Below are 20,277 nucleotides of genomic sequence, written 5' to 3' on the forward strand. Positions count from 1 at the left end.
ATCAAGGCCTTATCCTTTTTTATTATGTTCCTTTAAAAACTCCAGCACTGGTGAAAACGGCTGAATTTCCTTTGTTTGAAAATAAGTGTTAAAAGGATCGCCATCACTGTTTATTCTTTTAATCATATTGGTTATTTGAAACCTTTCCATAGTGAGCTTTTCGTTAACTTCCTCCCAAAACAGCGGAGCTGCAACAGTCGCCGATTTATTTCCTCTGGGTGAATAAGGGGCTATAATCGTCTTACCTTCTGCATGCTGGATATAGTCCACATAAAGCCGCCCACCCCGGTGTTTCTTCAACCTTTCAATTGTAAAAGAATCCGGGTCTTTGTTTAGGAGATACTGGGCAATGAACTCAGTGAAAAGCCGTGTATCATCAAAGGTATAAGCATTTTCCGGCAAAGGAATATAAACTTGCAGCCCTTTATTGCCTGATGTTTTAACGAAGCTGATTAATTTAAGCTGTTCCAGCACCTCTTTAATATAAACAGCGGCTTTAATGGCGAGAGGAAAAGCCTCCCGGGACGGCGGGTCCAAATCAAAAACGATTTCACTTGGTCCGGAGCTTGCGATCGTTTTGAACGGTATATGATATTCAAAAGCAAGCTGGTTGCCAAGCCACAACAATGTTTTTAGATTATTGCAGACAATATAATCAATACCTTCTGACATTTCCGTTTCGACAAAATCCGGTGCGTAATCCGGGCAATTTTTCTGGTAGAAGGGCTCTGCAAAAATCCCATGCGGATACCGGATAACGGTTAAAAGCCTGTTTTTTAAAAATGGCAGCATATAGGGTGCAACTTCTCTTAAAAAATGAATGTAATCAATCTTTTGAATAGCCGGAGTTTCCCATAATGGTTTTTCCGGATGGGTGATTTCTATTTCTGGAGGCAGGTTTTTCTGCTGCTGTATAAATTGATCATATGTACAGGCATCAGGCTTCAAATCGAAACGAAACTGGTGAAAGTGCGGCTCCCGCATTTGCTCCTCATAGATCTCGAGGTATTTAACATCCACACAGATTGCAGGTTCTACATATATGAATTGGCTGTTTTCATCTGCTTTATTTTCTTTAATTATTTGAAATAAGGCTTGTTTTTCATCAGGCTTCAAGCCAAAAAGAAACTGTCCGATTCCTATGACAGTATCCCCCTGATATACCCCGGCATAAAAGTATCCATTAGATTTTTCATAAGCAGTGATAAAACAGGAAACGTATTTCCAGTTTTTGAATTTCAGCCATAAAGAGGTTCTCTTTCCTTCTTCCCATTTATTCTTCATCTGCTTGGCCACAATTCCTTCACCGTCATGAAGAACGACTTTTTCCCATAGCTCCTTAAAACTGGGGTATGGGGGAACTAATTGAATCAGCCTGGAGTCCTTCTCGTCAGGTTTTAAGGGCAAATCACAGCTTTTAAACAAAGCTTCAAGCTCTGATTTTCTGGCAGAGTACTCTTTATCGGCAATTTTTCTGCCATTTATCATCAGGATGTCAAAAACAAGAAAACGGCAGGGAGCTGTTTTGGCTTTCTCAAGAATCTTTTTCTCAGATCTCATTCTCCCCCTGACCTGAATCGACCCAAAATGAGCTTTATAGGCATTTTCCAGCAAGACTACCTCTCCATCTAATATAAGCGGAAGGTATTGTTCAAATTTATCTTTGTGCTGTTCCAAAAAAGTATTAATCTCCGGGAAAAGATTTAATAAAGGTTTATCGTTTCTGCTTGTCAGTCTGGGTTCCTTGTCCCAGTGCAGGATCCCTCTAAAACCATCATATTTTGCTTCAAACAGCCATTCTTTCTCTTCCGGAACATCGAAAGTTAATGTAGGAAGCATAGGTCTCATACAATTTGGCCTCCTTTACAATCGTCATTATAGTTTTGGCAGTTGCCGCTAAAACTACTCAGTTTCCAATTCTTTTTGCGTATCCCCTTTTTTATTAATACACAAATTATGACTATTACATCAAAATGAATGGGAGTCTGACTATGCATACAATGTGGAAAGGAAGCATCAGTTTTGGGCTGGTGAATATACCAATTAAGCTGCATTCGGCTACAGAAGATAAGGATATCAAGCTGAGAAATCTTCATAAGGAATGTCATTCGCCAATTAAGTATGAGAAAACATGTCCTGTTTGTGAAAAGGAAATTAAGAACGAGGATATTGTAAAAGCTTATGAATACACAAAAGGAAAGTTTGTTGTTTTAGAGGATGAGGATTTAGAAAAGCTTAAACAGGAAAATGAGGATAAAGCTGTAGAAATAATGGACTTTGTAAAAATACAGGAAATTGATCCAATTTACTACAATCGCACCTATTATATGTCTCCAGGGGACGGGGGAGGGAAAGCTTACTCCCTTTTAAGAAAAGCGCTCGAGACGTCTGAAAAAGTAGGTTTGGCAAAAATCATTATCCGCTCCAAAGAACAGCTGGCTGTTGTCCGTGTATATGAAAATACTCTTGTCATGGAGACGATCCATTATCCTGATGAAGTACGCAAGGCTGCGGATGTGCCAAATGTGCCTGCAGAAGACAAAGTGTCAGATAAGGAGATCGATACTGCCATCATGCTGATTGATCAATTAACCACAGAATTTAAACCTGAAAAATATAATGATGACTACCGGACAGCCCTTTTGGAGCTTATAGAAGCAAAACGGACTGGCAAAGATATCGTCACGCCTGTTGAAAAAGAGCCTGTGGCAAATGTTACCGACCTCATGGCTGCCCTTCAGGCATCAATTGATAAAACTAAACCTGCTGATGCGGAAACAAAGAAAAAACCTGCAGCTAAAAAGAAACGTGCTTCAACAAAAACAAAGGCTAAAAAGCAAGCTTGATGAACCGAAACCGAATTTGCTGATGCAGACTCGGTTTTTTACTGGGCGGATTCGTAATTTCGAGGATGCGGCTCACTCTGATCCGAAAAAAAATGTTCCGTTCATGATGTTTTGTGGTAATTCTAACTAAAAAGGATATGAGTGAATGAACTGGAGAAATATAACACGTAAAAACATATTTTACTTAACGCTTGCCGCCTCTATCATAGCCGGATTTTTGCTGCTATTTATCGAAATAGTGGATGAACTGAAGGAAGAGGAGCTAATTCATTTCGATGAGTCTGTGATCAAGTATGTCCAGGCATTTATTTCTCCCCGGCTCACAGAGTTTATGAGTGTAGTTACTTTTTTGGGGTCGGTAAAGTGGCTGGCTTTTTCGGTACTTGCAGCAGCTGTTCTTTTGTTCCTGTTTAAAAAGAGATCACTTGCATGGTTCATGGTTCTTTCATCGGGTCTCGGAGCACTTTTTAACCTGCTCTTAAAATGGATTTTTAAAAGAGAACGTCCGGATATCAGACCTCTGATTGAAGAGCAGGGATTCAGTTTTCCGAGCGGACATTCAATGGGATCTTTTATTTTTTATGGCTCACTTGCCTATATGATCATTCATCTGGCAAAAAGAAAGCGCTGGAAGGCTGCATGGACATTGATGCTGAGCAGCTTTATCATAATGATTGGATTAAGCCGCATTTATTTAGGTGTTCATTTTCCAAGTGATGTAATAGCCGGTTTTGCAGCCGGGGGTGTCTGGCTGACCATCATGATTATTGGATTCCGCTATTATGAGTACCGTAAAGATTTATAAATGGGTATTGAGAAATACACACATTCTTAATAACATAGGAGAATAACAGAAATAGGAGTGGAACGAATGAATCAAAAAATTTTGCCGGCATCATCCAATATGAAAGAATTTGAAAAGTTCCTGAAAAGCCCTTATGAAATTGGTGTATTTCTCGATATGCATATTTCACAGCTGAAAAATGTTTCACAGATGGCTAAAGCGCAAAACAAAAAAATGATTTATCATGTTGACCTGATCCATGGCTTGAAAAGCGACGACTATGCCGTTGAATATATTTGCCAGGAATACAAGCCGTACGGGTTAATTTCTACTAAATCCAGCGTCATCCTGAAAGCGAAGCAAAAGGGAGTGATTGCAGTCCAGAGGATTTTCCTCATCGATTCGCATGCACTTGAAAAAAGTTATAAATTAATCGAGAAAACCAGGCCGGACTACATAGAAGTGTTGCCGGGTGCCATGCCATGGATGATAAAAGAGGTAAATGAACGTTTGAATACCCCTATATTTGCCGGAGGACTCATCCGCTCAGAAGAAGAAGTGAAGAATGCGCTTAAAGCAGGAGCAGCTGCCATTACTACATCAAAAATAGAATTATGGGAAAGGTTTTCATAAAAATGTTCTAGAAACGTTTGACAACGTTTTCATAGACTTGTATACTCGGTTTAACAAGTTAATTTATGTGTCGGAGATTAGGAGATTCACACAGTTTAGCCTTTGTAGGCTTAATCTGTCGTGAATCTCCTTTTTTGTTTCCGATCAGCCAAAATGGAAAGGGGATTTTAAGATGTCTGCATTTATGGGAGAAATGATTGGAACGATGATCTTGATTGTTTTTGGAGGAGGCGTTGTTGCCGGGGCGAATTTAAAAAAGACTTTTTCTTTTAATGGAGGATGGATTGTTATTACGATTGCCTGGGGGCTTGCTGTAACGATGGGGGTTTTTGCTGTAGGTTCGATCAGCGGTGCACACTTGAACCCTGCTGTAACCATCGGATTTGCGCTTAGCGGTGATTTCCCGTGGCAAGACGTGCCCGGGTATATTCTGGCTCAGGTCCTGGGTGGGTTCTTGGGAGGGGTGATTGTATTCCTTCACTATCTGCCGCATTGGAAAGAAACAGAAGACCAGGGTGCAAAGCTTTCTGTTTTCTCAACAAGTCCTGCCATCCCCCATACATTTTCAAATTTATTGAGTGAAATAATTGGGACGTTCATTCTTGTATTGGGTTTGATGTTTATAGGAGCAAATCAATTTACTGAAGGGTTAAATCCGATTGCTGTTGGCCTTCTTATCGTTGTTATCGGCATGTCGCTCGGCGGGACAACGGGCTATGCAATTAATCCTGCCCGTGACCTGGGACCGCGTATTGCTCATTTTCTTCTTCCCATTGCAGGCAAAGGGAAATCGAACTGGGGATATGCATGGATTCCGGTAGCTGGACCAATCCTAGGGGGATTAATGGGCTCAAGCTTCTATCAAGTGATGTTCGATGGCAAAGCTTCAGGTATTGTTTGGGCAGTGCTGGGTGTTAATATAATAGTATTAATTCTTTCGTATATTTTTGGCAAAAAACAGCCTGGAGAAGTTGATTCTTCTAAAGTTGCTGCATAAATAAGAGTATTGAACGAGATTGGGAGGAGTTCATTATGGAAAAATATATTTTATCATTAGATCAGGGGACTACAAGTTCACGAGCTATTCTATTCAATAAAAAAGGCGAAATTGTCCACACGGCACAAAAAGAGTTCACACAGCATTTTCCAAAGCCTGGCTGGGTTGAACATAATGCCAATGAAATATGGGGTTCAATTTTATCGGTGATTGCAGGTGTCTTTTCAGAATCCGGCATAAAGCCTGAGCAAATTGCCGGCATTGGCATCACAAACCAGAGGGAAACTACTGTTGTTTGGGATAAAGAAACGGGAGCACCGATTTATAATGCGATTGTATGGCAGTCAAGGCAGACCAGCGAGATTTGTGATGACTTGAAAGAAAAAGGCTATAACGGTCTGTTCAGAGAAAAAACCGGCCTATTAATTGATGCATATTTCTCAGGAACAAAGGTGAAATGGATATTGGATCATGTGGAAGGGGCAAGGGAAAAAGCGGAACAGGGAAAATTATTGTTTGGAACCATTGATACATGGCTAATATGGAAGCTATCTGGAGGGAAAGCGCATGTGACCGATTACTCCAACGCCTCCCGGACATTAATGTTTAATATCTATGAACTTAAGTGGGATGAAGAGCTCCTAAATATTCTTGGAGTTCCGAAAGCGATGCTGCCTGAAGTGAAGCCATCTTCCGAGGTGTATGCTAAGACCATTGACTATCACTTTTTCGGAAAGGAAGTACCCATCGCTGGTGCGGCGGGGGACCAGCAGGCTGCGCTGTTTGGACAAGCATGCTTCGAGAAAGGAATGGCTAAAAACACTTACGGCACTGGCTGTTTCATGCTTATGAATACAGGCGAAAAAGCCGTGCAGTCTGAACATGGACTTCTAACAACCATTGCCTGGGGACTTGAGGGGAAAATTGAATATGCATTGGAGGGCAGCATTTTTGTTGCCGGCTCTGCTATTCAATGGCTCCGAGATGGGATGAGAATGCTTAAAGATGCAAAGGACAGTGAAAGCTATGCTAAAAAAGTGGACTCTACAGATGGAGTTTATGTAGTTCCGGCTTTTGTTGGCCTTGGGACGCCATATTGGGATAGTGATGTAAGGGGAGCAGTTTTCGGAGTAACACGGGGAACGTCCAAAGAACATTTTATCAGGGCGACACTTGAGGCACTGGCTTATCAGACAAAAGATGTCCTCTCTGCGATGGAAGCGGACTCTGGCATTGAACTTAAGACGCTTAGAGCTGATGGGGGTGCCGTGAAAAATAATTTCCTGATGGAGTTCCAGTCAGATATTTTAGATGTTCCTGTTGAGAGGCCGGTGATTAATGAAACTACCGCTCTGGGGGCAGCTTATCTTGCGGGATTGGCTGTCGGGTTCTGGAAATCACAGGAGGAAATCGCTGAGCAGTGGGCAATTGACCAATCATATCATCCTTCGATGGATGATCAAGTGCGTGAAAATCTTTATCAGGGCTGGAAAAAGGCTGTAAAGGCAGCTATTGCATTTAAATAATCAGAAGCAAGTTTTTTACACAAATCATATCTTGTATGTTATAATGATCCTAAGTTAATAGTTCGGCAGGAGATGCGGAGAGACCACAAAATCATTATCGTCTTATCGATAATGTATTTTGTGGTCTCTTTTTTATTCACTGCTTTAAAAGGGTAGTTACAACTACTAGCCTTTTAAAAAAGGAGGAGACAACCATGACATTTTCTAATTTAAATCGTAATGACATGATAAATACACTTACAGCCGAAGAATTTGATCTTCTGATTATTGGCGGCGGCATAACGGGAGCTGGGATTGCTCTTGACGCGGCCACACGGGGAATGAAAACGGCGCTCGTTGAAATGCAGGATTTTGCAGCGGGAACCTCCAGCCGTTCAACCAAACTGGTTCACGGAGGATTAAGGTATCTTAAGCAATTCGAAGTTAAAATGGTAGCTGAAGTCGGAAAAGAGCGGGCGATTGTATATGAAAATGGGCCACATGTAACTACACCGGAGTGGATGCTGCTTCCAATGCATAAAGGAGGCACATTTGGAAAATTCTCAACTTCTGTCGGTCTTAGAGTTTATGATTTTCTTGCAGGCGTCAGAAAATCTGAACGAAGAAGTATGCTCAGTGTCCCGGAAACATTATCAAAAGAACCGCTTATAAAAAAAGATGGACTAAAAGGCGGCGGCTATTATGTTGAATACCGCACAGATGATGCCCGTCTTACAATAGAGGTAATGAAAGCTGCTGCAGAAAAAGGCGCTCTTCCAGTTAACTATTTGAAGGTCGAGAACCTTTTATATGATGAACAAGGTAAAGTTTGCGGAGCTGCTGCTGCAGATCAGCTGACCGGCAAGATTCATGAAATCAGAGCGGAAAAAGTCATCAACGCTGCTGGTCCATGGGTTGATTCTATTCGTGAGAAAGATGGTTCCAGGAAAGGAAAGACCCTGCGTCTGACTAAAGGTGTTCATTTGGTAATTGACCAATCCAAGTTCCCGTTAAAACAGGCAGTGTACTTTGACACTCCTGACAAAAGGATGGTATTTGCCATACCTAGAAACGGAAAAACATATGTGGGGACAACAGATACTTTCTATGATTCAGATCCCGTAAATCCAAAAATGACTGCAAGTGACAGAACATACATCATAAACGCCATTAATTTTATGTTTCCTTCTGTAAAAATAACGGAAAATGATATTGAATCAAGCTGGGCTGGTGTTCGTCCGCTTATTTGGGAAGAAGGAAAAGACCCTTCCGAAATATCACGTAAAGATGAAATCTGGGAGTCAGATACTGGATTGCTGACAATTGCCGGCGGGAAACTGACCGGGTACCGGAAAATGGCCGAAACCATTGTTGATATGCTTGCTGAAAAATTCAAGCAGGAATCGAATAGGACATTTAGCAGCAGTATTACAAAAACATTGCCCATTTCTGGAGGGAATGTAGGGGGATCATCCAAATTCCGTGAATTTATTGGGTTCCAGACTGAAAAAGGAACAAGTATTGGTTTATCAGCTGAGCAGTCCAAACACCTTGTAAATATGTATGGTTCTAACGTTGGCATCATTTTTAATATGATTGAAGCGGATAAGAGTGAAGCTGAGAATTACGGCCTGCCGATTGTATTGTGGGCAAAGTTAAAATATGCAATTAAACATGAAATGGCTGCAGCACCTGTTGACTTTTTTAACCGCAGAACAGGAGCGCTTCTTTTTGATATCGAAACGGTAAAAAAATATCAAAGGCAAGTAATTTCATATATGGCTGATGCGTTTAAATGGGATATGGCTGCTGAAAGAAATTTTGAGAACCAGCTGAACGAGGAACTAAGATCTGCAATGAAGCCTGCTGATCAGGACTAAAACTCTCCGGACGGGGAGTTTTCTTTTTATAGGAGAATTTAAACAAAAGGGACATTCCGCAGGCATACTATATTATAAATAGGTAGAGGAGGTGGGTTGTGTACAATGTTCTCATGTTTGTTGACTCTGGGGTTGACGATTCACTTGCCCTAATGTATGCCCTTCAGCATCCTGATATTAATTTAGTTGGTGTAGTCAGCGCTTATGGCAACATAACCAAAGAAGAATCCATTAATAATACTGCCTATTTACTGAACCTTGCCGGCAGAGAGGACATTCCCATTATAGCAGGGGCAAGCGGTCCATTATCCGGTGAGAATGCTGTCTTTTATCCTGAAATTCATGGGGAGGAAGGTCTGGGGCCCATTCGGCCTCCGGAGAATTTTAGCTGCAAAATAAAGGTATATGATATAGACAAAATTATTGAAATTGTAAATCAATACAAAAATGACCTTGTGATCGTTGGTGTTGGAAGGCAGACTGATTTGGCACTGCCGCTCATTCTTTATGGAAAGGATGCATATCAAGATGTAAATGCATTTTATTTAATGGGAGGTGCGTTTCTGGTTCCGGGAAATGTAACGCCAGAGGCAGAAGCCAACTTTTATGCTGACCCCATCGCAGCGGATTCAGTGCTGGAAAAAGCCAAAAACATTTATTTATTTCCTTTGAATGTAACAAATAAAGCGATTATCCGGCCTGAGACGATTAATTTTATAGCAAATAATACCCAGTCACCTTTTAAAGATTTAATCAAACCTGCTTATGATTATTATTACGAAGCTTACCAAAAGCTTGTTCCGGGAATTCAGGGTGCACCTCTCCATGATGTTCTTGTTTTAAGTGTTCTTACAAATCCTGATCTTGTCAAATATGTTAAACGAAGAGTGAGAATTGAACAGTTTGGAAAGGCCAAAGGAAAAAGCATAGCTGATTTCAGGCCTAAGCCGGAAGAGGAACCGCCGGAAACAATTGATAATATCGCGATGGAGCTTGACATGGAACCATTTATCATTGATTTTATGGAGGTTTTTCTCTCTCAGAAAAAACAGAAATAGCTTTTGACACATTGTGTTAAAAGCTTTTTTATTTGTGTTGAAGGGGAATGAGAAGTTCACATAGAATGTATTAACATGGAAAACATTTGCAGTGAGTGGAAGATTCTTCTGGAAAAGTGAAAATGGCAATAATTCCATTTAACTTCGGCAGTATTAATCAAAATCAAATGGAGGCTTTCAAATTGCTGAAAAATAAAAAATTAAACATGACCCTTTCAATTCTTGGAATGGTCATAGCCATTGCGCTGGCTTACAGTGTGCTTGTCTTTTTAAATAAGGATGAATCTAAGATGCAAAAGACCTCGGCAAATGCGGAGGCGCCCGCACAGGGATTAATGTACGAAGATTTAGGAGACTTTATTGCCTCCAATCATACTTTTTATAATGAAACACTTGGCTGGGGAAGAGACCGGAAAGTCAGCTGGCCGAAACAAAGAAAACAAGCTGAACTAATCATAAACTCCCTAAAAAAAATATCAGCAGAGAATGAGGATCTGCAGAAGGACCTAGGAACAATAACAAGTCTGGCAGAAACTGTGCAGTCGGGCACCAAGGAAAAGGACGTATTAATCAAACTGCACCGGTATTTTCATGATCTGGATATAGGCTTTAATGATTATAAAGATACAACCGATTATTTTGATGTAACCGAGTACAAAGGAGAAAGCTGATCTGCGGGTGACAAGATTTTTTCTTGACAGATAACCGCCTATAAGATAATATAGTGATTGAAGTATTTGAGGTATATTTTGAAGTCGTTAATTCACTTGGAATGTTCGGCAGCCGAACCTTCTATTTAGTGGAACTGCGGCTTTTTATTATGTTTTATGCTCTTTAGGATTTTGAAAGAGTAAGTATGTGTTTGTAATTAAGAATAATTTGTGTGGACAGCTTAACGCTGAATGTTCTTCTTAATCATCTTCTGTAAACCAGACACTTCTCCGTATTTTTACTTCAGTAAGTTTCTTACCATTTAATATTAAAATCTCAGAGAGCATCTAAGTCGGAAAGGATTCCGACCGACCTGATTCCCACTGGCGCGGTCTAGGAGCCGCAAGGATGGAAGAGAGGCAGGGCTTTCATTGTTTTAGGTAATAAATAATTAACTCAAATATATCACTTATAAGGACAGTATTTGCTGTCCTTTTTTATTTATTTTACAAGGCTATTTTCGCAAGGTCTGTTGCTTTTTTTGTATCCTATCTACTGAGCAGATTGGAGCGAAAGGTGCGAAATCCTCATAAATGCATTCACATTTTCTTCGTGCAGCGTATACTCAAGGAAACTTTTTGTAAAAAACACGAACATTTTAATAAATTTCAGTTTAATTATTTGTGTTTTTGTGCTATTATCTACTCATAAGAATAGCTTTTCAAAATCGCAGTGACTGACGACAATGCGGAATCAACCGCTGGGGAGCTGCGTCTATGTATAGCCGGTCGTCTGGGCAGAGATAAGGGATACCCTTGTCTCTTTTTTCATAACAAAATGGAAAAGCCCGCAAGCCGAATAGGTGCTTTTCCTATAGGAGGAATATGCATGGCGGAAAAAAAGATTATTCTTGATGGAACTGTTGTGGCAAAGCATGTAAAAGACCAATTAAAGAATCGAATTGAAGATTTAAAGGGAAAAGGTATTGAGCCTTGTTTAGCCACTATTTTAGTGGGAGATGATCCTTCGTCTGAAACGTATGTAAGAATGAAGGGGAATGCGTGTGAAAAACTGGGCATTATATCAAAACGTATCCATATGCCAAAGGATACAACAACACAAGAACTGCTGGAGAAAATTGCAGAACTGAATGATGATCTTTCTGTACATGGAATCCTTCTCCAGCATCCCGTACCTGGACATATAGATGAACGCAAAGCTTTTGAAGCTATTGCAATTGAAAAAGACGTTGACGGTGTTACGAGCCTTGGATATGGTCAAACTGCTTTCGGCTTTGGTGAATATCCGTCTTGTACACCTGCAGCTATTATGGAAATTATGGATTATTATAAATTGAATGCTGAAGGTATGCATGCTGTTGTCATCGGCAGAAGCCCGATCCTTGGCAAGCCGGTTTCTGCCCTTTTACTCAATCGAAATGCAACGGTCACAACCTGCCATTCATATACCAAAGACCTGCACAGGATTGTAAAGCAGGCTGATATTGTAGTTGCAGCTGTGGGAAAGCCTAACTTTGTTAAGGGTGAATGGATTAAAGAAGGGGCTATTGTTCTTGATGCCGGTTATAATGAAGGAAATATTGGAGATGCAGAGTATGACAGCTGTTTTGAAAAAGCGTTTGCTATTACACCTGTACCTGGTGGAGTAGGACCTGTTACGATTTCCATGCTTTTGAAACATACTGTACAGGCTGCGGAAAAGACACTATCTAATAAGAAAATCGTAAGTAGTCAATTTATCCCTAATTGAAAATTGATCTCCAAAGGGATTGACTTATAGATGGGTGTCGTTTATTATTAGGTTAACGCTGTAAAGTTCGTAATATACTTTTTGGATAAGTAGACGTAGCTGCAAAGAAATGTAGGCGATCGTTCATCCTCATTTCTGGCAGCTGCGGCTTTTTTATGTTTAAGTTTATATGGTACATTATAGTGAAAAACAACTTATTGGGAGGCAACACAAATGAACACAGGTAAAGTTAAATGGTTTAATGCAGAAAAAGGTTTCGGATTCATCGAATCTTCAGAAGGCCAAGATGTATTCGTACACTTCTCCGCAATCCAAACTGAAGGTTTCAAAACTTTAGAAGAAGGTCAAGACGTAACTTTCGAAATCGTTGAAGGTAACCGTGGACCTCAAGCTGCTAACGTAACAAAAGCATAATTTTGCTTAAATGAGGTGATGCATGTCTAATCATGCATCACCTTTTTATGTTTGCTTATCCACTTTGTAGCCTTCAGCATTCCTCAAAACAGATCTTCTGCAACACCTGCTTTTAGGATATGTATTTTTCATTTCACCCAATTAAAATTCTTCAATTACAAAAAGTTTAAAATTAGTGCAAACGGAAATGTAAAAAAGAGATGCAAACTGGAAAGCCTAGTAAAGTGTCATTGTCTTTATACAAAAACAGTCTTTCAGTACCTAATAACATATATAATTCAAGGAGGAACACATATTTTGACAACTTTTTCAGATTTTGGCTTAAGTAATGAAATAGTAAAAGCTCTTTCCAATATGGGCTTCGAGGAACCAACACCAATTCAGGCACAGGCGATTCCAATCGGAATGCAGGGGAAGGACATGATCGGCCAGGCGCAGACTGGAACTGGAAAAACCACTGCTTTCGGTGTACCGCTTTTAGAGCAGATTGATTTAAACGAAGGAATTCAAGGCCTTGTCCTTGCTCCAACGAGGGAGCTTGCCGTACAGGTAGCTGAAGAATTAAACCGTATAGGACAGGTAAAGGGTGTCCGGACACTTCCTGTTTACGGCGGTCAGGATATTAGCCGCCAAATACGTGCACTTAAAAAACACCCGCATATCATTGCAGCTACACCAGGAAGATTAATTGACCATATTGAAAGAAAAACAATACGCTTAAGCAATATCAAAATGGTCGTTCTGGATGAAGCGGATGAAATGCTCAATATGGGATTCATCGAGGATATCGAAAGAATTCTAAGTGAAATTAAAGGGGAGCGCCAAACCCTGCTTTTCTCTGCTACAATGCCGAGAAGAATTCAGACCCTTGCTGAAAAATTCATGCAGGAGCCTGAAATGGTTAAAGTGAAAGCGAAAGAAATGACAGTTAAAAATATTGAACAGTATTATATGGAAACGCATGAAAAACAAAAATTTGATGTGCTTTGCAATCTTCTGGATATCCAATCACCTGAGCTGGCGATTGTATTTGGCAGAACCAAAAAGCGTGTGGATGAAGTGGTGGAAGGACTCATTAAGAGAGGATATTCGGCTGAAGGAATTCATGGCGATATTCCACAGGCGAAAAGAGATCAGGTAATCCGCCGATTTAAAGAGCAGACAATCGATATTATGGTGGCGACTGATGTTGCTGCCCGAGGCCTTGATATTTCAGGCGTCTCCCATGTTTATAACTTCGATATCCCGCAGGATCCTGAAAGCTATGTTCACCGGATTGGACGTACAGGCCGTGCTGGAAACAAGGGGCTTGCGATTACATTCGTTTCTCCAAGAGAAATTGACCACCTGAAAATAATTGAAAATGTTACAAAGAGTAAGATGGCGAAAAAGCCTGTTCCTTCCTTTAAGGATGTTGTTGCAGGCAATCAGCAGGCGACTATTAATAAACTTATGGAAGTTATTGAAAAAGAAGAATATGCAGACTTCAAGAGAGTGGCGGAAAATCTTCTTGAAGATACAGATTCTGTTACTTTGCTTGCTGCAGCCTTTAAATTGCTGACTAAAGGTCCTGATGTAACACCGGTTAAATTAACTGCGGTCGAACCTATCCGTGTCAGAAAACCTAAAGGTGATCGCGGAGGAAGAAGATTCAGCGACAGATCCAGAGGCGGCGGACGCGATAGAAGAGATTTTAAAGGCGGCCGGGACAGACGGAGCAGTAAGCCGCGCAGCAATAGCAATAAGGGGTAATGCGGCCGGAATAGCGAAAAAAAAGATTTTTTTCACTGCTTTTTGAATTTTTTATTATAAAAATTGAAGTTTTTACCCATATTAGTAAATGCAGGGTAATTAATCACTCTGTGAGTTATTGATATTAGGAGGAAATTTACATGGCAACAGGCAAAGTAAAATGGTTTAACTCAGAAAAAGGTTTTGGTTTTATCGAAGTTGAAGGCGGAGAAGATGTATTTGTTCATTACTCTGCAATCCAGACAGAAGGTTTCAAAACCCTTGATGAAGGCCAGGAAGTTAACTTTGACATAGAGCAGGGCCAGCGTGGACCGCAAGCTGTAAATGTAACAAAGTTATAATGATTGAAAAGAGAGTCCCTTGATGGGGGCTCTCTTTTAATTTTTGGAGTAAATAAGGGGTAAATAAGGTATAACAGTAAGGAGAAAGGGCTGATAGTGATTAGAATCCTCATTTTATCCGATACCCATATGCCAAAGAAATCAAAACATCTGCCAGGAGTATTGCTGGATGAACTGAACGGCTGTGACTTAATTATTCATGCAGGGGATTGGCAGAGCATCAAACTTTATGAGGAATTAAAGAAACGTGCGCCGGTTGAGGGAGTATATGGAAATACTGACAATGATGAACTTTGCGCTATTTTGAAGGAAAAAATTCTGCTTGAAATAAAAGGTTTTAAAATAGGTGTTGTCCATGGGCATGGGAAGAGGAAAACAACTGAAAAAAGAAGTATTGAGGCTTTCGATGATGAAGAAGTTGATGCACTAATTTTCGGGCATTCACATATTCCGGTCAAGAAACATCATAATGGGATTATTCTTTTTAACCCCGGGTCTCCAACTGACAAGCGCAGGCAGCCGAACTATTCGTTCGGCATCCTGGAAATTACAGATGAGTTAATATTTAATCATGTTTTTTTCGATTCAAAGGAATAATACCTCATTAAATCTTAATTGTATTAAGGTCATATTCATAATAATCCTGTGTGCCGTATGATTCGAAGCCGCATGATTTGTATAATGCTAGAGCATGGTCATTTTCTGCAGCGACTTCAAGACGCACCCAGCTGATTCCCTTGCTGTACTGATGGTTAACAGCATTAGTGAGGGTGCTCCTGCCGATTCCTTTTCCCTGAAATAAAGGATCGACAGCAAAGCCGTAAATCCAGGCAGCATCTTCTTCTATTTGAATCCTGATTTTGCCGGACTTTACGCCTTTGTATTCAATTATAAATGTCTTCTCATTTTCGCTGGTAAAGGTATTATTATTAAACGCCGCTGCCTCTTCTTTTGGAACATCAAAGCATACTGTATCCAGATGATTAATGAAATCCAGGTCACTGCTCACTGCTTCCTTCAGGGTTACTTCCTGGTTTATTGTTCCGATTTCCTTGCTTTTATGGCGTTTCATTTGATACTCGGAGAAAGAATAGCTGCAAGGCAATGACTTTATAAAACCTTTCGCAGATTCAGAAGAGGCTGGTGCATTAATAAGCAATTTGCTTGCCTGAGTCAATTGTTTTACCGCTTCATTGAACAGACTGCAGAAGATGCCCTTGCGTCTATGATCCGGATGGACCATTCCGCATAATTCCACCGGGCCTCCGAAACTATAAAGAGCAAGGTACCCCAATAATTTTCCGTTTTTATCATAATGGAAATAGTCATGTTTCTCATCCGCGGGTCTCGATCTCAAAGTATCCCAATTTAATTTTAATTCGATATTCTCTGTCTCTTCGCATATTTGCTGTAGAGAACGAATATCGTCTAATTGTTTTTTTGTCAGCAATCAGGCGGCCTCCTGTATAAAAAAATGATAAACCAATAATATAAGAAAACGGTTCAAACGAATAGACCTAAAATTGAATTCGTTTGAGTGCTGATTGAAATTATGTTAATAAATATAGCAATATGTTAGGATTGTATGAATTAAGGGGGAGATTGAATGAAAAATTTCACAGTGAAGTTCCATAAGGAAGACAATATACAGCAAATGGTTGTCCAGAAGCTGAATGAAAATGACTTTGAGCAATATACAGAAGGTGGAACAAGGCATTTATTTGAATTGAACTCAAATGTGGGCTATTTTATATTTTTTGATGCTGTCGACAAGGAAGGTAAAGAGTCTTACATGGTTCTGCAATATGAAGGGGAATCGGAAGAACCCAGTGCGTGCTATGCTTTTGAATTAAAAGACTTCTACCAATTCACAGCTCTTTATCTGAATGACCTGGATTTTAATGAAGGAAATAATGTGGACAGGGAAGAATCTTATACACCTATACAGCATTTAGCGCATCTCATGTATCACATTATTGAAGAGGGAAAGGGAATTTAAATATAGTAAAAGAGCAGGGGAACCCTGCTCTCAGACTGTCGACAAACTCGATGAAAATCGTGCTTGTCTGCAGTCTTTTTTGTTTTACAATAGAAGTAATACAATGCTTGAGGTGATTAAAATGCTTTCTAAACATAATCCAATTCAACGGGATCAAATTGAAATGATTGCACTAGACGAACTTGTACCAGCGGACCATTTGGTTCGTAAAATTGAGGCTGCGATTGATTTCTCATTCATCTATGATTTGGTAAAAGATATGTATTCAGAAGTAGGACGCCCAAGTATTGACCCTGTAATATTAATTAAACTTTCATTTATTCAATATACCTTCGGTATTCGTTCCATGCGTCAAACCATTGAAGAATTGAAAACGAATATGGCTTATCGATGGTTTTTAGGCTATGGCTTCCACGATAAAGTTCCCCACTTCTCAACTTTCGGTAAAAACTATGAGCGCAGATTTAAAAACACCGATCTCTTTGAACAGATATTTTACCGAATCTTAAAACTGCAACTGAAAAGAATTTAATTAGTGCAGAACATGTTTTTGTAGATTCTACTCATGTAAAAGCGAGTGCAAATAAGCGTAAATTTGAAAAGAAAGTTGTTCGAAAAGAAACCCGTGCCTATCAAGAACGCCTTCAAGAAGAGATTAATCAAGACCGTGAGGCTCATGGAAAAAAGCCTTTTCCACCAGACAAGTTTGATAAGGAAGAATTCAAAGAAATTAAGGAAAGTACAACAGACCCAGAGAGTGGCTACTATGTAAAAGATGAGCGTACAAAACAGTTCGCCTATTCTTTCCACGCAGCAGCAGATCGCAACGGCTTCGTACTAGGCACAATTGTAACCCCGGGTAACACGCATGATAGTCATATTTTTGAGCCATTGGTAGGACAAGTCATTGAGAAAGTTAGTAAACCAGAAGCTGTTGCGGCAGACGCAGCTTATAGAACACCTGCCATTACAAGCTACTTATTGAAAAACGATATTACACCCGCTTTGCCTTACACACGACCACGCACAAAAGAGGGTTACTTCCGGAAACATGAGTATGTTTATGATGAGCATTTTGACTGTTACATTTGCCCGGCTGGTGAGATTTTAAAATATACTACGACTACCAAGGAAGGGTATCGTCAATATAAATCGGATCCGCGAATTTGTGCTGGATGCCCATTCTTGTCTCAATGCACACAGAGTCAAGCACACAAAAAACTAATTCAGCGTCATGTGTGGGAGGAACATGTGGAAGAGGCAGATCACCTTCGTCACCATCAAGACGTCAAACCGATCTATGAGAAGCGCAAAGAAACAATTGAGCGTGTATTTGCAGATGCAAAAGAAAAGCATGGCATGCGTTGGACAACCCTAAGGGGACTTAAAAAATTGTCCATGCAGGCGATGCTTACTTTCGCTGCCATGAATTTGAAAAAAATGGCCAACTGGACTTGGCAAGGTCCAGAAATGGCCTAGAAGAAGACCTCGGAGAGGTCTAAAATCCTCTGAAAATGATTCAAATCCAGTAAAAAACCAAAAAAGGGGTTCAGAATGAGACTATTCCGAACCCCTTTTGTCTACAAACTGAGAGCAGGGGAACCCTGCTCTTATTCTTCTGCCTGGGAAAGGTTGTCCCGGCAGAAAGCTGAAATTGTTTTTTCTTCATCCTCGTCTAAAGCGAAATCTAAAACTGTTCCAGAACTGCCTTCAACAAAATGATAATTGAGAATTCTCTCGTCTTCTCCATTTTTAAAATAAAGCACTCTTAGCCTAATGCCATTCTCTGAATATAACTCATCTTCTTCATCCACATCAATATCTAAAAAGAATTCGTAGCGGTCACCTGTTAAAATGCCAGTAGGATCCTGTATGTACTCAACAGTATAACTTGTAATATTCATGGTCTTCACCCTTTCTATCGCTGCTGTACATGTCATTATACACTTTTCCCGGATTGGGTTAATAGTATTTAACAATTTTTTGATGTTTCAATGATTATAGCTGCGGGTTTAGAACTTTTTGACAGAAGCTTTTAAATATGTTATACTATTTTTAGTTAAAAGAATATAATATTGCCCTTAAACACTTGTTATATAGAGCCAGTGGTTCGTCACTTTATATAGCAAGTGATTTTTATTTTGGGTAAGGGTCTTACTCTTTGGGAGGTGCCTGTATATGGCAATGGGATTTGGCAGAAAAAACATGGAAGAAATCAAGGTTGAAGAAGTGAAAATTTGGGAGTGCACATCTGAGTCCTGCAACTGCTGGGTAAGAGACAACTTCAAAAGTAGCCAGGTGCCTCTTTGTCCGATTTGCAAAAGTGAAATGAAAGAAACGACTAAAGAATTGCAAGTCGTTAACAATAACAGCATATTTTCTAAATAGTTGCAAGGGCGATCTAAAAATCGCCCTTTTATTTTTTGCATAATAAATTAAGAGTAAGTCTCGACTAAAATATTTTCTCATTTGTATATTTGTTCCGCAGACAGCGCTTGTATTCGGATATTACGTTTTTTTATTAACAATTTTGTTGTTCCAGGGAGAAGTATATGTTTGTCCGAGATGAACAAAATAATGGAAACGAGCGAAAAAAACTGGATGTGGAAGAATGTCAAATTTGCTTTGGTTTCTTGGGTTAGTGCTCATTAGCGTGGGTCTTATTTATATAACTTATAAGAAAACAGACTTTCGTTTTAATCTGGCTGTTTATTTCTTTATTATGGGACTTTCTTTTTTAATGGAATATATCGTATTGATTTTAGGTGACGCTTACTCCTATTATCCGAATTTCTTTTCAATCCGTTGGTATGATGATGTTTTTGGTTCAAGTATTTCACAGGCTTTTTTTATTCCCAGTGTTTTGATGACTATAGCGGCTTTTAGAATCCCGTTCAAGTGGATCATTTTAATAATAGCCTCCATTTATGGAATAGAAGAGCTATTTCTGTGGCTTGGCATCTATGAACATAACTGGTGGAAATCCTGGTTTACCCCGGTAATATTGTTCGCGTCTGTCTTTGTTATAAAATGGTGGAGGAATAGAGTCGAAGACCCATCTTTTTTTATTCAATATATTACTGTGTATATGGCTATTACCACAATCTTTCAAGGAATCTCTTTTGGTTTGACTGCTATCGTGGGCTCTCATCATTATAAAGTCGGATGGTTTGATTCTCCTTATCAGGACCATGTAGCTTTCAGTGTTCTGATATGGATTATTTATGCCCTGCTGCTGACCATTGTTATAATAAAATTTTATCGGTTTAAATGGCTTGTATTATTATTTATTGCTGATTTTGCATTCCATATCATTATGGAAAAGATGGACATCTTAGTAATAAACTCTTATTGGAATCCTGTAATCTTTAGTGTGATACTTATGCTTTTACTCATGCTCATCAGGAAGTTAAATCATTATATGTTCCCATCGTTTTAAATTGGTATAATGTACCATGCATAAACGGTTGACCTGGAACATGGACGATGCTATTATTTAAGAACAGCTTTCGCAAAACATATTTTAAAAGTAATTTTTAAATTCTGTTGACATTGGAAGTTGTAAATAGTATTATAATAAAGTTGCTTTAAGAGATAGTGACTGATTGATCTTTGAAAACTGAACGAACAGAAACGTCAACGTTTAA

The 20,277-nt window shown here is 39.6% G+C and carries 19 protein-coding genes, 1 pseudogene and 1 riboswitch; of the genes and pseudogenes, 17 read left to right on the plus strand and 3 right to left on the minus strand.

Going from position 1 to position 20,277, the window contains the following annotated elements:
- Positions 1 to 9: 9 nt before the first annotated feature.
- Complete coding sequence (locus CE058_RS09075; protein WP_163142051.1) at positions 10 to 1,848, minus strand: DNA ligase D; 1,839 nt, start codon at positions 1,846 to 1,848, stop codon at positions 10 to 12.
- Between the two features lie 143 nt (positions 1,849 to 1,991).
- Here CE058_RS09075 and ku point away from each other — a divergent pair, with 143 nt between their 5' ends.
- From ku to CE058_RS09140, 13 genes are all read left to right on the plus strand, one after another.
- Positions 1,992 to 2,846: a non-homologous end joining protein Ku gene (gene ku / locus CE058_RS09080; protein WP_163142054.1), complete on the plus strand. Its 855-nt coding sequence runs from the start codon at positions 1,992 to 1,994 to the stop codon at positions 2,844 to 2,846.
- A 145-nt stretch (positions 2,847 to 2,991) separates the two neighbouring features.
- The gene (locus CE058_RS09085; RefSeq protein WP_163142057.1) at positions 2,992 to 3,651 is read left to right on the plus strand and encodes a phosphatase PAP2 family protein; all 660 of its coding nucleotides are present in this window, start codon (positions 2,992 to 2,994) and stop codon (positions 3,649 to 3,651) included.
- Positions 3,652 to 3,717: 66 nt separating this feature from the next.
- On the plus strand, positions 3,718 to 4,263 hold the full coding sequence (locus tag CE058_RS09090; protein WP_048011438.1) for a glycerol-3-phosphate responsive antiterminator: 546 nt from the start codon (positions 3,718 to 3,720) through the stop codon (positions 4,261 to 4,263).
- A gap of 172 nt (positions 4,264 to 4,435) precedes the next feature.
- A complete protein-coding gene (locus CE058_RS09095) occupies positions 4,436 to 5,260 on the plus strand; it encodes an MIP/aquaporin family protein (protein WP_163142060.1) in 825 nt (274 codons plus the stop codon).
- A 35-nt stretch (positions 5,261 to 5,295) separates the two neighbouring features.
- The gene (glpK, locus tag CE058_RS09100) at positions 5,296 to 6,786 is read left to right on the plus strand and encodes a glycerol kinase GlpK (protein ID WP_163142063.1); all 1,491 of its coding nucleotides are present in this window, start codon (positions 5,296 to 5,298) and stop codon (positions 6,784 to 6,786) included.
- 194 nt (positions 6,787 to 6,980) lie between these two features.
- On the plus strand, positions 6,981 to 8,645 hold the full coding sequence (locus CE058_RS09105) for a glycerol-3-phosphate dehydrogenase/oxidase (RefSeq protein WP_048011441.1): 1,665 nt from the start codon (positions 6,981 to 6,983) through the stop codon (positions 8,643 to 8,645).
- 98 nt (positions 8,646 to 8,743) lie between these two features.
- On the plus strand, positions 8,744 to 9,703 hold the full coding sequence (locus CE058_RS09110) for a nucleoside hydrolase (RefSeq protein WP_163142066.1): 960 nt from the start codon (positions 8,744 to 8,746) through the stop codon (positions 9,701 to 9,703).
- Positions 9,704 to 9,885: 182 nt separating this feature from the next.
- On the plus strand, positions 9,886 to 10,374 hold the full coding sequence (locus CE058_RS09115; RefSeq protein ID WP_163142069.1) for a hypothetical protein: 489 nt from the start codon (positions 9,886 to 9,888) through the stop codon (positions 10,372 to 10,374).
- Between the two features lie 702 nt (positions 10,375 to 11,076).
- Positions 11,077 to 11,159, plus strand: a riboswitch (ZMP/ZTP riboswitch).
- Positions 11,160 to 11,242: 83 nt separating this feature from the next.
- The gene (locus tag CE058_RS09120; protein WP_048011443.1) at positions 11,243 to 12,124 is read left to right on the plus strand and encodes a bifunctional 5,10-methylenetetrahydrofolate dehydrogenase/5,10-methenyltetrahydrofolate cyclohydrolase; all 882 of its coding nucleotides are present in this window, start codon (positions 11,243 to 11,245) and stop codon (positions 12,122 to 12,124) included.
- 213 nt (positions 12,125 to 12,337) lie between these two features.
- The gene (locus CE058_RS09125; RefSeq protein ID WP_009332508.1) at positions 12,338 to 12,538 is read left to right on the plus strand and encodes a cold-shock protein; all 201 of its coding nucleotides are present in this window, start codon (positions 12,338 to 12,340) and stop codon (positions 12,536 to 12,538) included.
- A 297-nt stretch (positions 12,539 to 12,835) separates the two neighbouring features.
- Positions 12,836 to 14,290: a degradosome RNA helicase CshA gene (gene cshA / locus CE058_RS09130; protein ID WP_048011444.1), complete on the plus strand. Its 1,455-nt coding sequence runs from the start codon at positions 12,836 to 12,838 to the stop codon at positions 14,288 to 14,290.
- Between the two features lie 140 nt (positions 14,291 to 14,430).
- Complete coding sequence (locus tag CE058_RS09135) at positions 14,431 to 14,631, plus strand: cold-shock protein (protein ID WP_009332506.1); 201 nt, start codon at positions 14,431 to 14,433, stop codon at positions 14,629 to 14,631.
- Positions 14,632 to 14,730: 99 nt separating this feature from the next.
- The gene (locus tag CE058_RS09140) at positions 14,731 to 15,228 is read left to right on the plus strand and encodes a metallophosphoesterase family protein (RefSeq protein ID WP_048011453.1); all 498 of its coding nucleotides are present in this window, start codon (positions 14,731 to 14,733) and stop codon (positions 15,226 to 15,228) included.
- Positions 15,229 to 15,235: 7 nt separating this feature from the next.
- On the opposite strand, the gene CE058_RS09145 is transcribed toward CE058_RS09140, so the two are convergent.
- Positions 15,236 to 16,081, minus strand: coding sequence for a GNAT family N-acetyltransferase (locus tag CE058_RS09145; RefSeq protein WP_163142072.1), 846 nt, complete (start codon positions 16,079 to 16,081; stop codon positions 15,236 to 15,238).
- A gap of 156 nt (positions 16,082 to 16,237) precedes the next feature.
- Here CE058_RS09145 and CE058_RS09150 point away from each other — a divergent pair, with 156 nt between their 5' ends.
- A complete protein-coding gene (locus CE058_RS09150) occupies positions 16,238 to 16,630 on the plus strand; it encodes a hypothetical protein (RefSeq protein ID WP_048011446.1) in 393 nt (130 codons plus the stop codon).
- A gap of 121 nt (positions 16,631 to 16,751) precedes the next feature.
- Positions 16,752 to 18,109 (plus strand): annotated as a pseudogene (locus CE058_RS09155) (IS1182 family transposase).
- Positions 18,110 to 18,240: 131 nt separating this feature from the next.
- Here CE058_RS09155 and CE058_RS09160 read toward each other — a convergent pair.
- Positions 18,241 to 18,534 (minus strand): DUF6509 family protein, encoded by a 294-nt coding sequence (locus tag CE058_RS09160; protein WP_048011447.1) that lies wholly within the window; start codon positions 18,532 to 18,534, stop codon positions 18,241 to 18,243.
- A gap of 274 nt (positions 18,535 to 18,808) precedes the next feature.
- Between CE058_RS09160 and CE058_RS09165 the strand changes: the two genes are divergently transcribed.
- Positions 18,809 to 19,018 (plus strand): cold-shock protein, encoded by a 210-nt coding sequence (locus CE058_RS09165; RefSeq protein ID WP_048011448.1) that lies wholly within the window; start codon positions 18,809 to 18,811, stop codon positions 19,016 to 19,018.
- Between the two features lie 223 nt (positions 19,019 to 19,241).
- Positions 19,242 to 20,069 carry a hypothetical protein gene (locus tag CE058_RS09170; protein ID WP_163142075.1) on the plus strand — a complete coding sequence of 276 codons (828 nt, stop codon included), beginning with the start codon at positions 19,242 to 19,244 and terminating at the stop codon, positions 20,067 to 20,069.
- Positions 20,070 to 20,277 lie beyond the last annotated feature (208 nt).

The organism is Bacillus sp. 22-7, assembly GCF_010628845.1.
Classification (GTDB): Bacteria; Bacillota; Bacilli; order Bacillales; family Cytobacillaceae; genus Cytobacillus; species Cytobacillus firmus_B.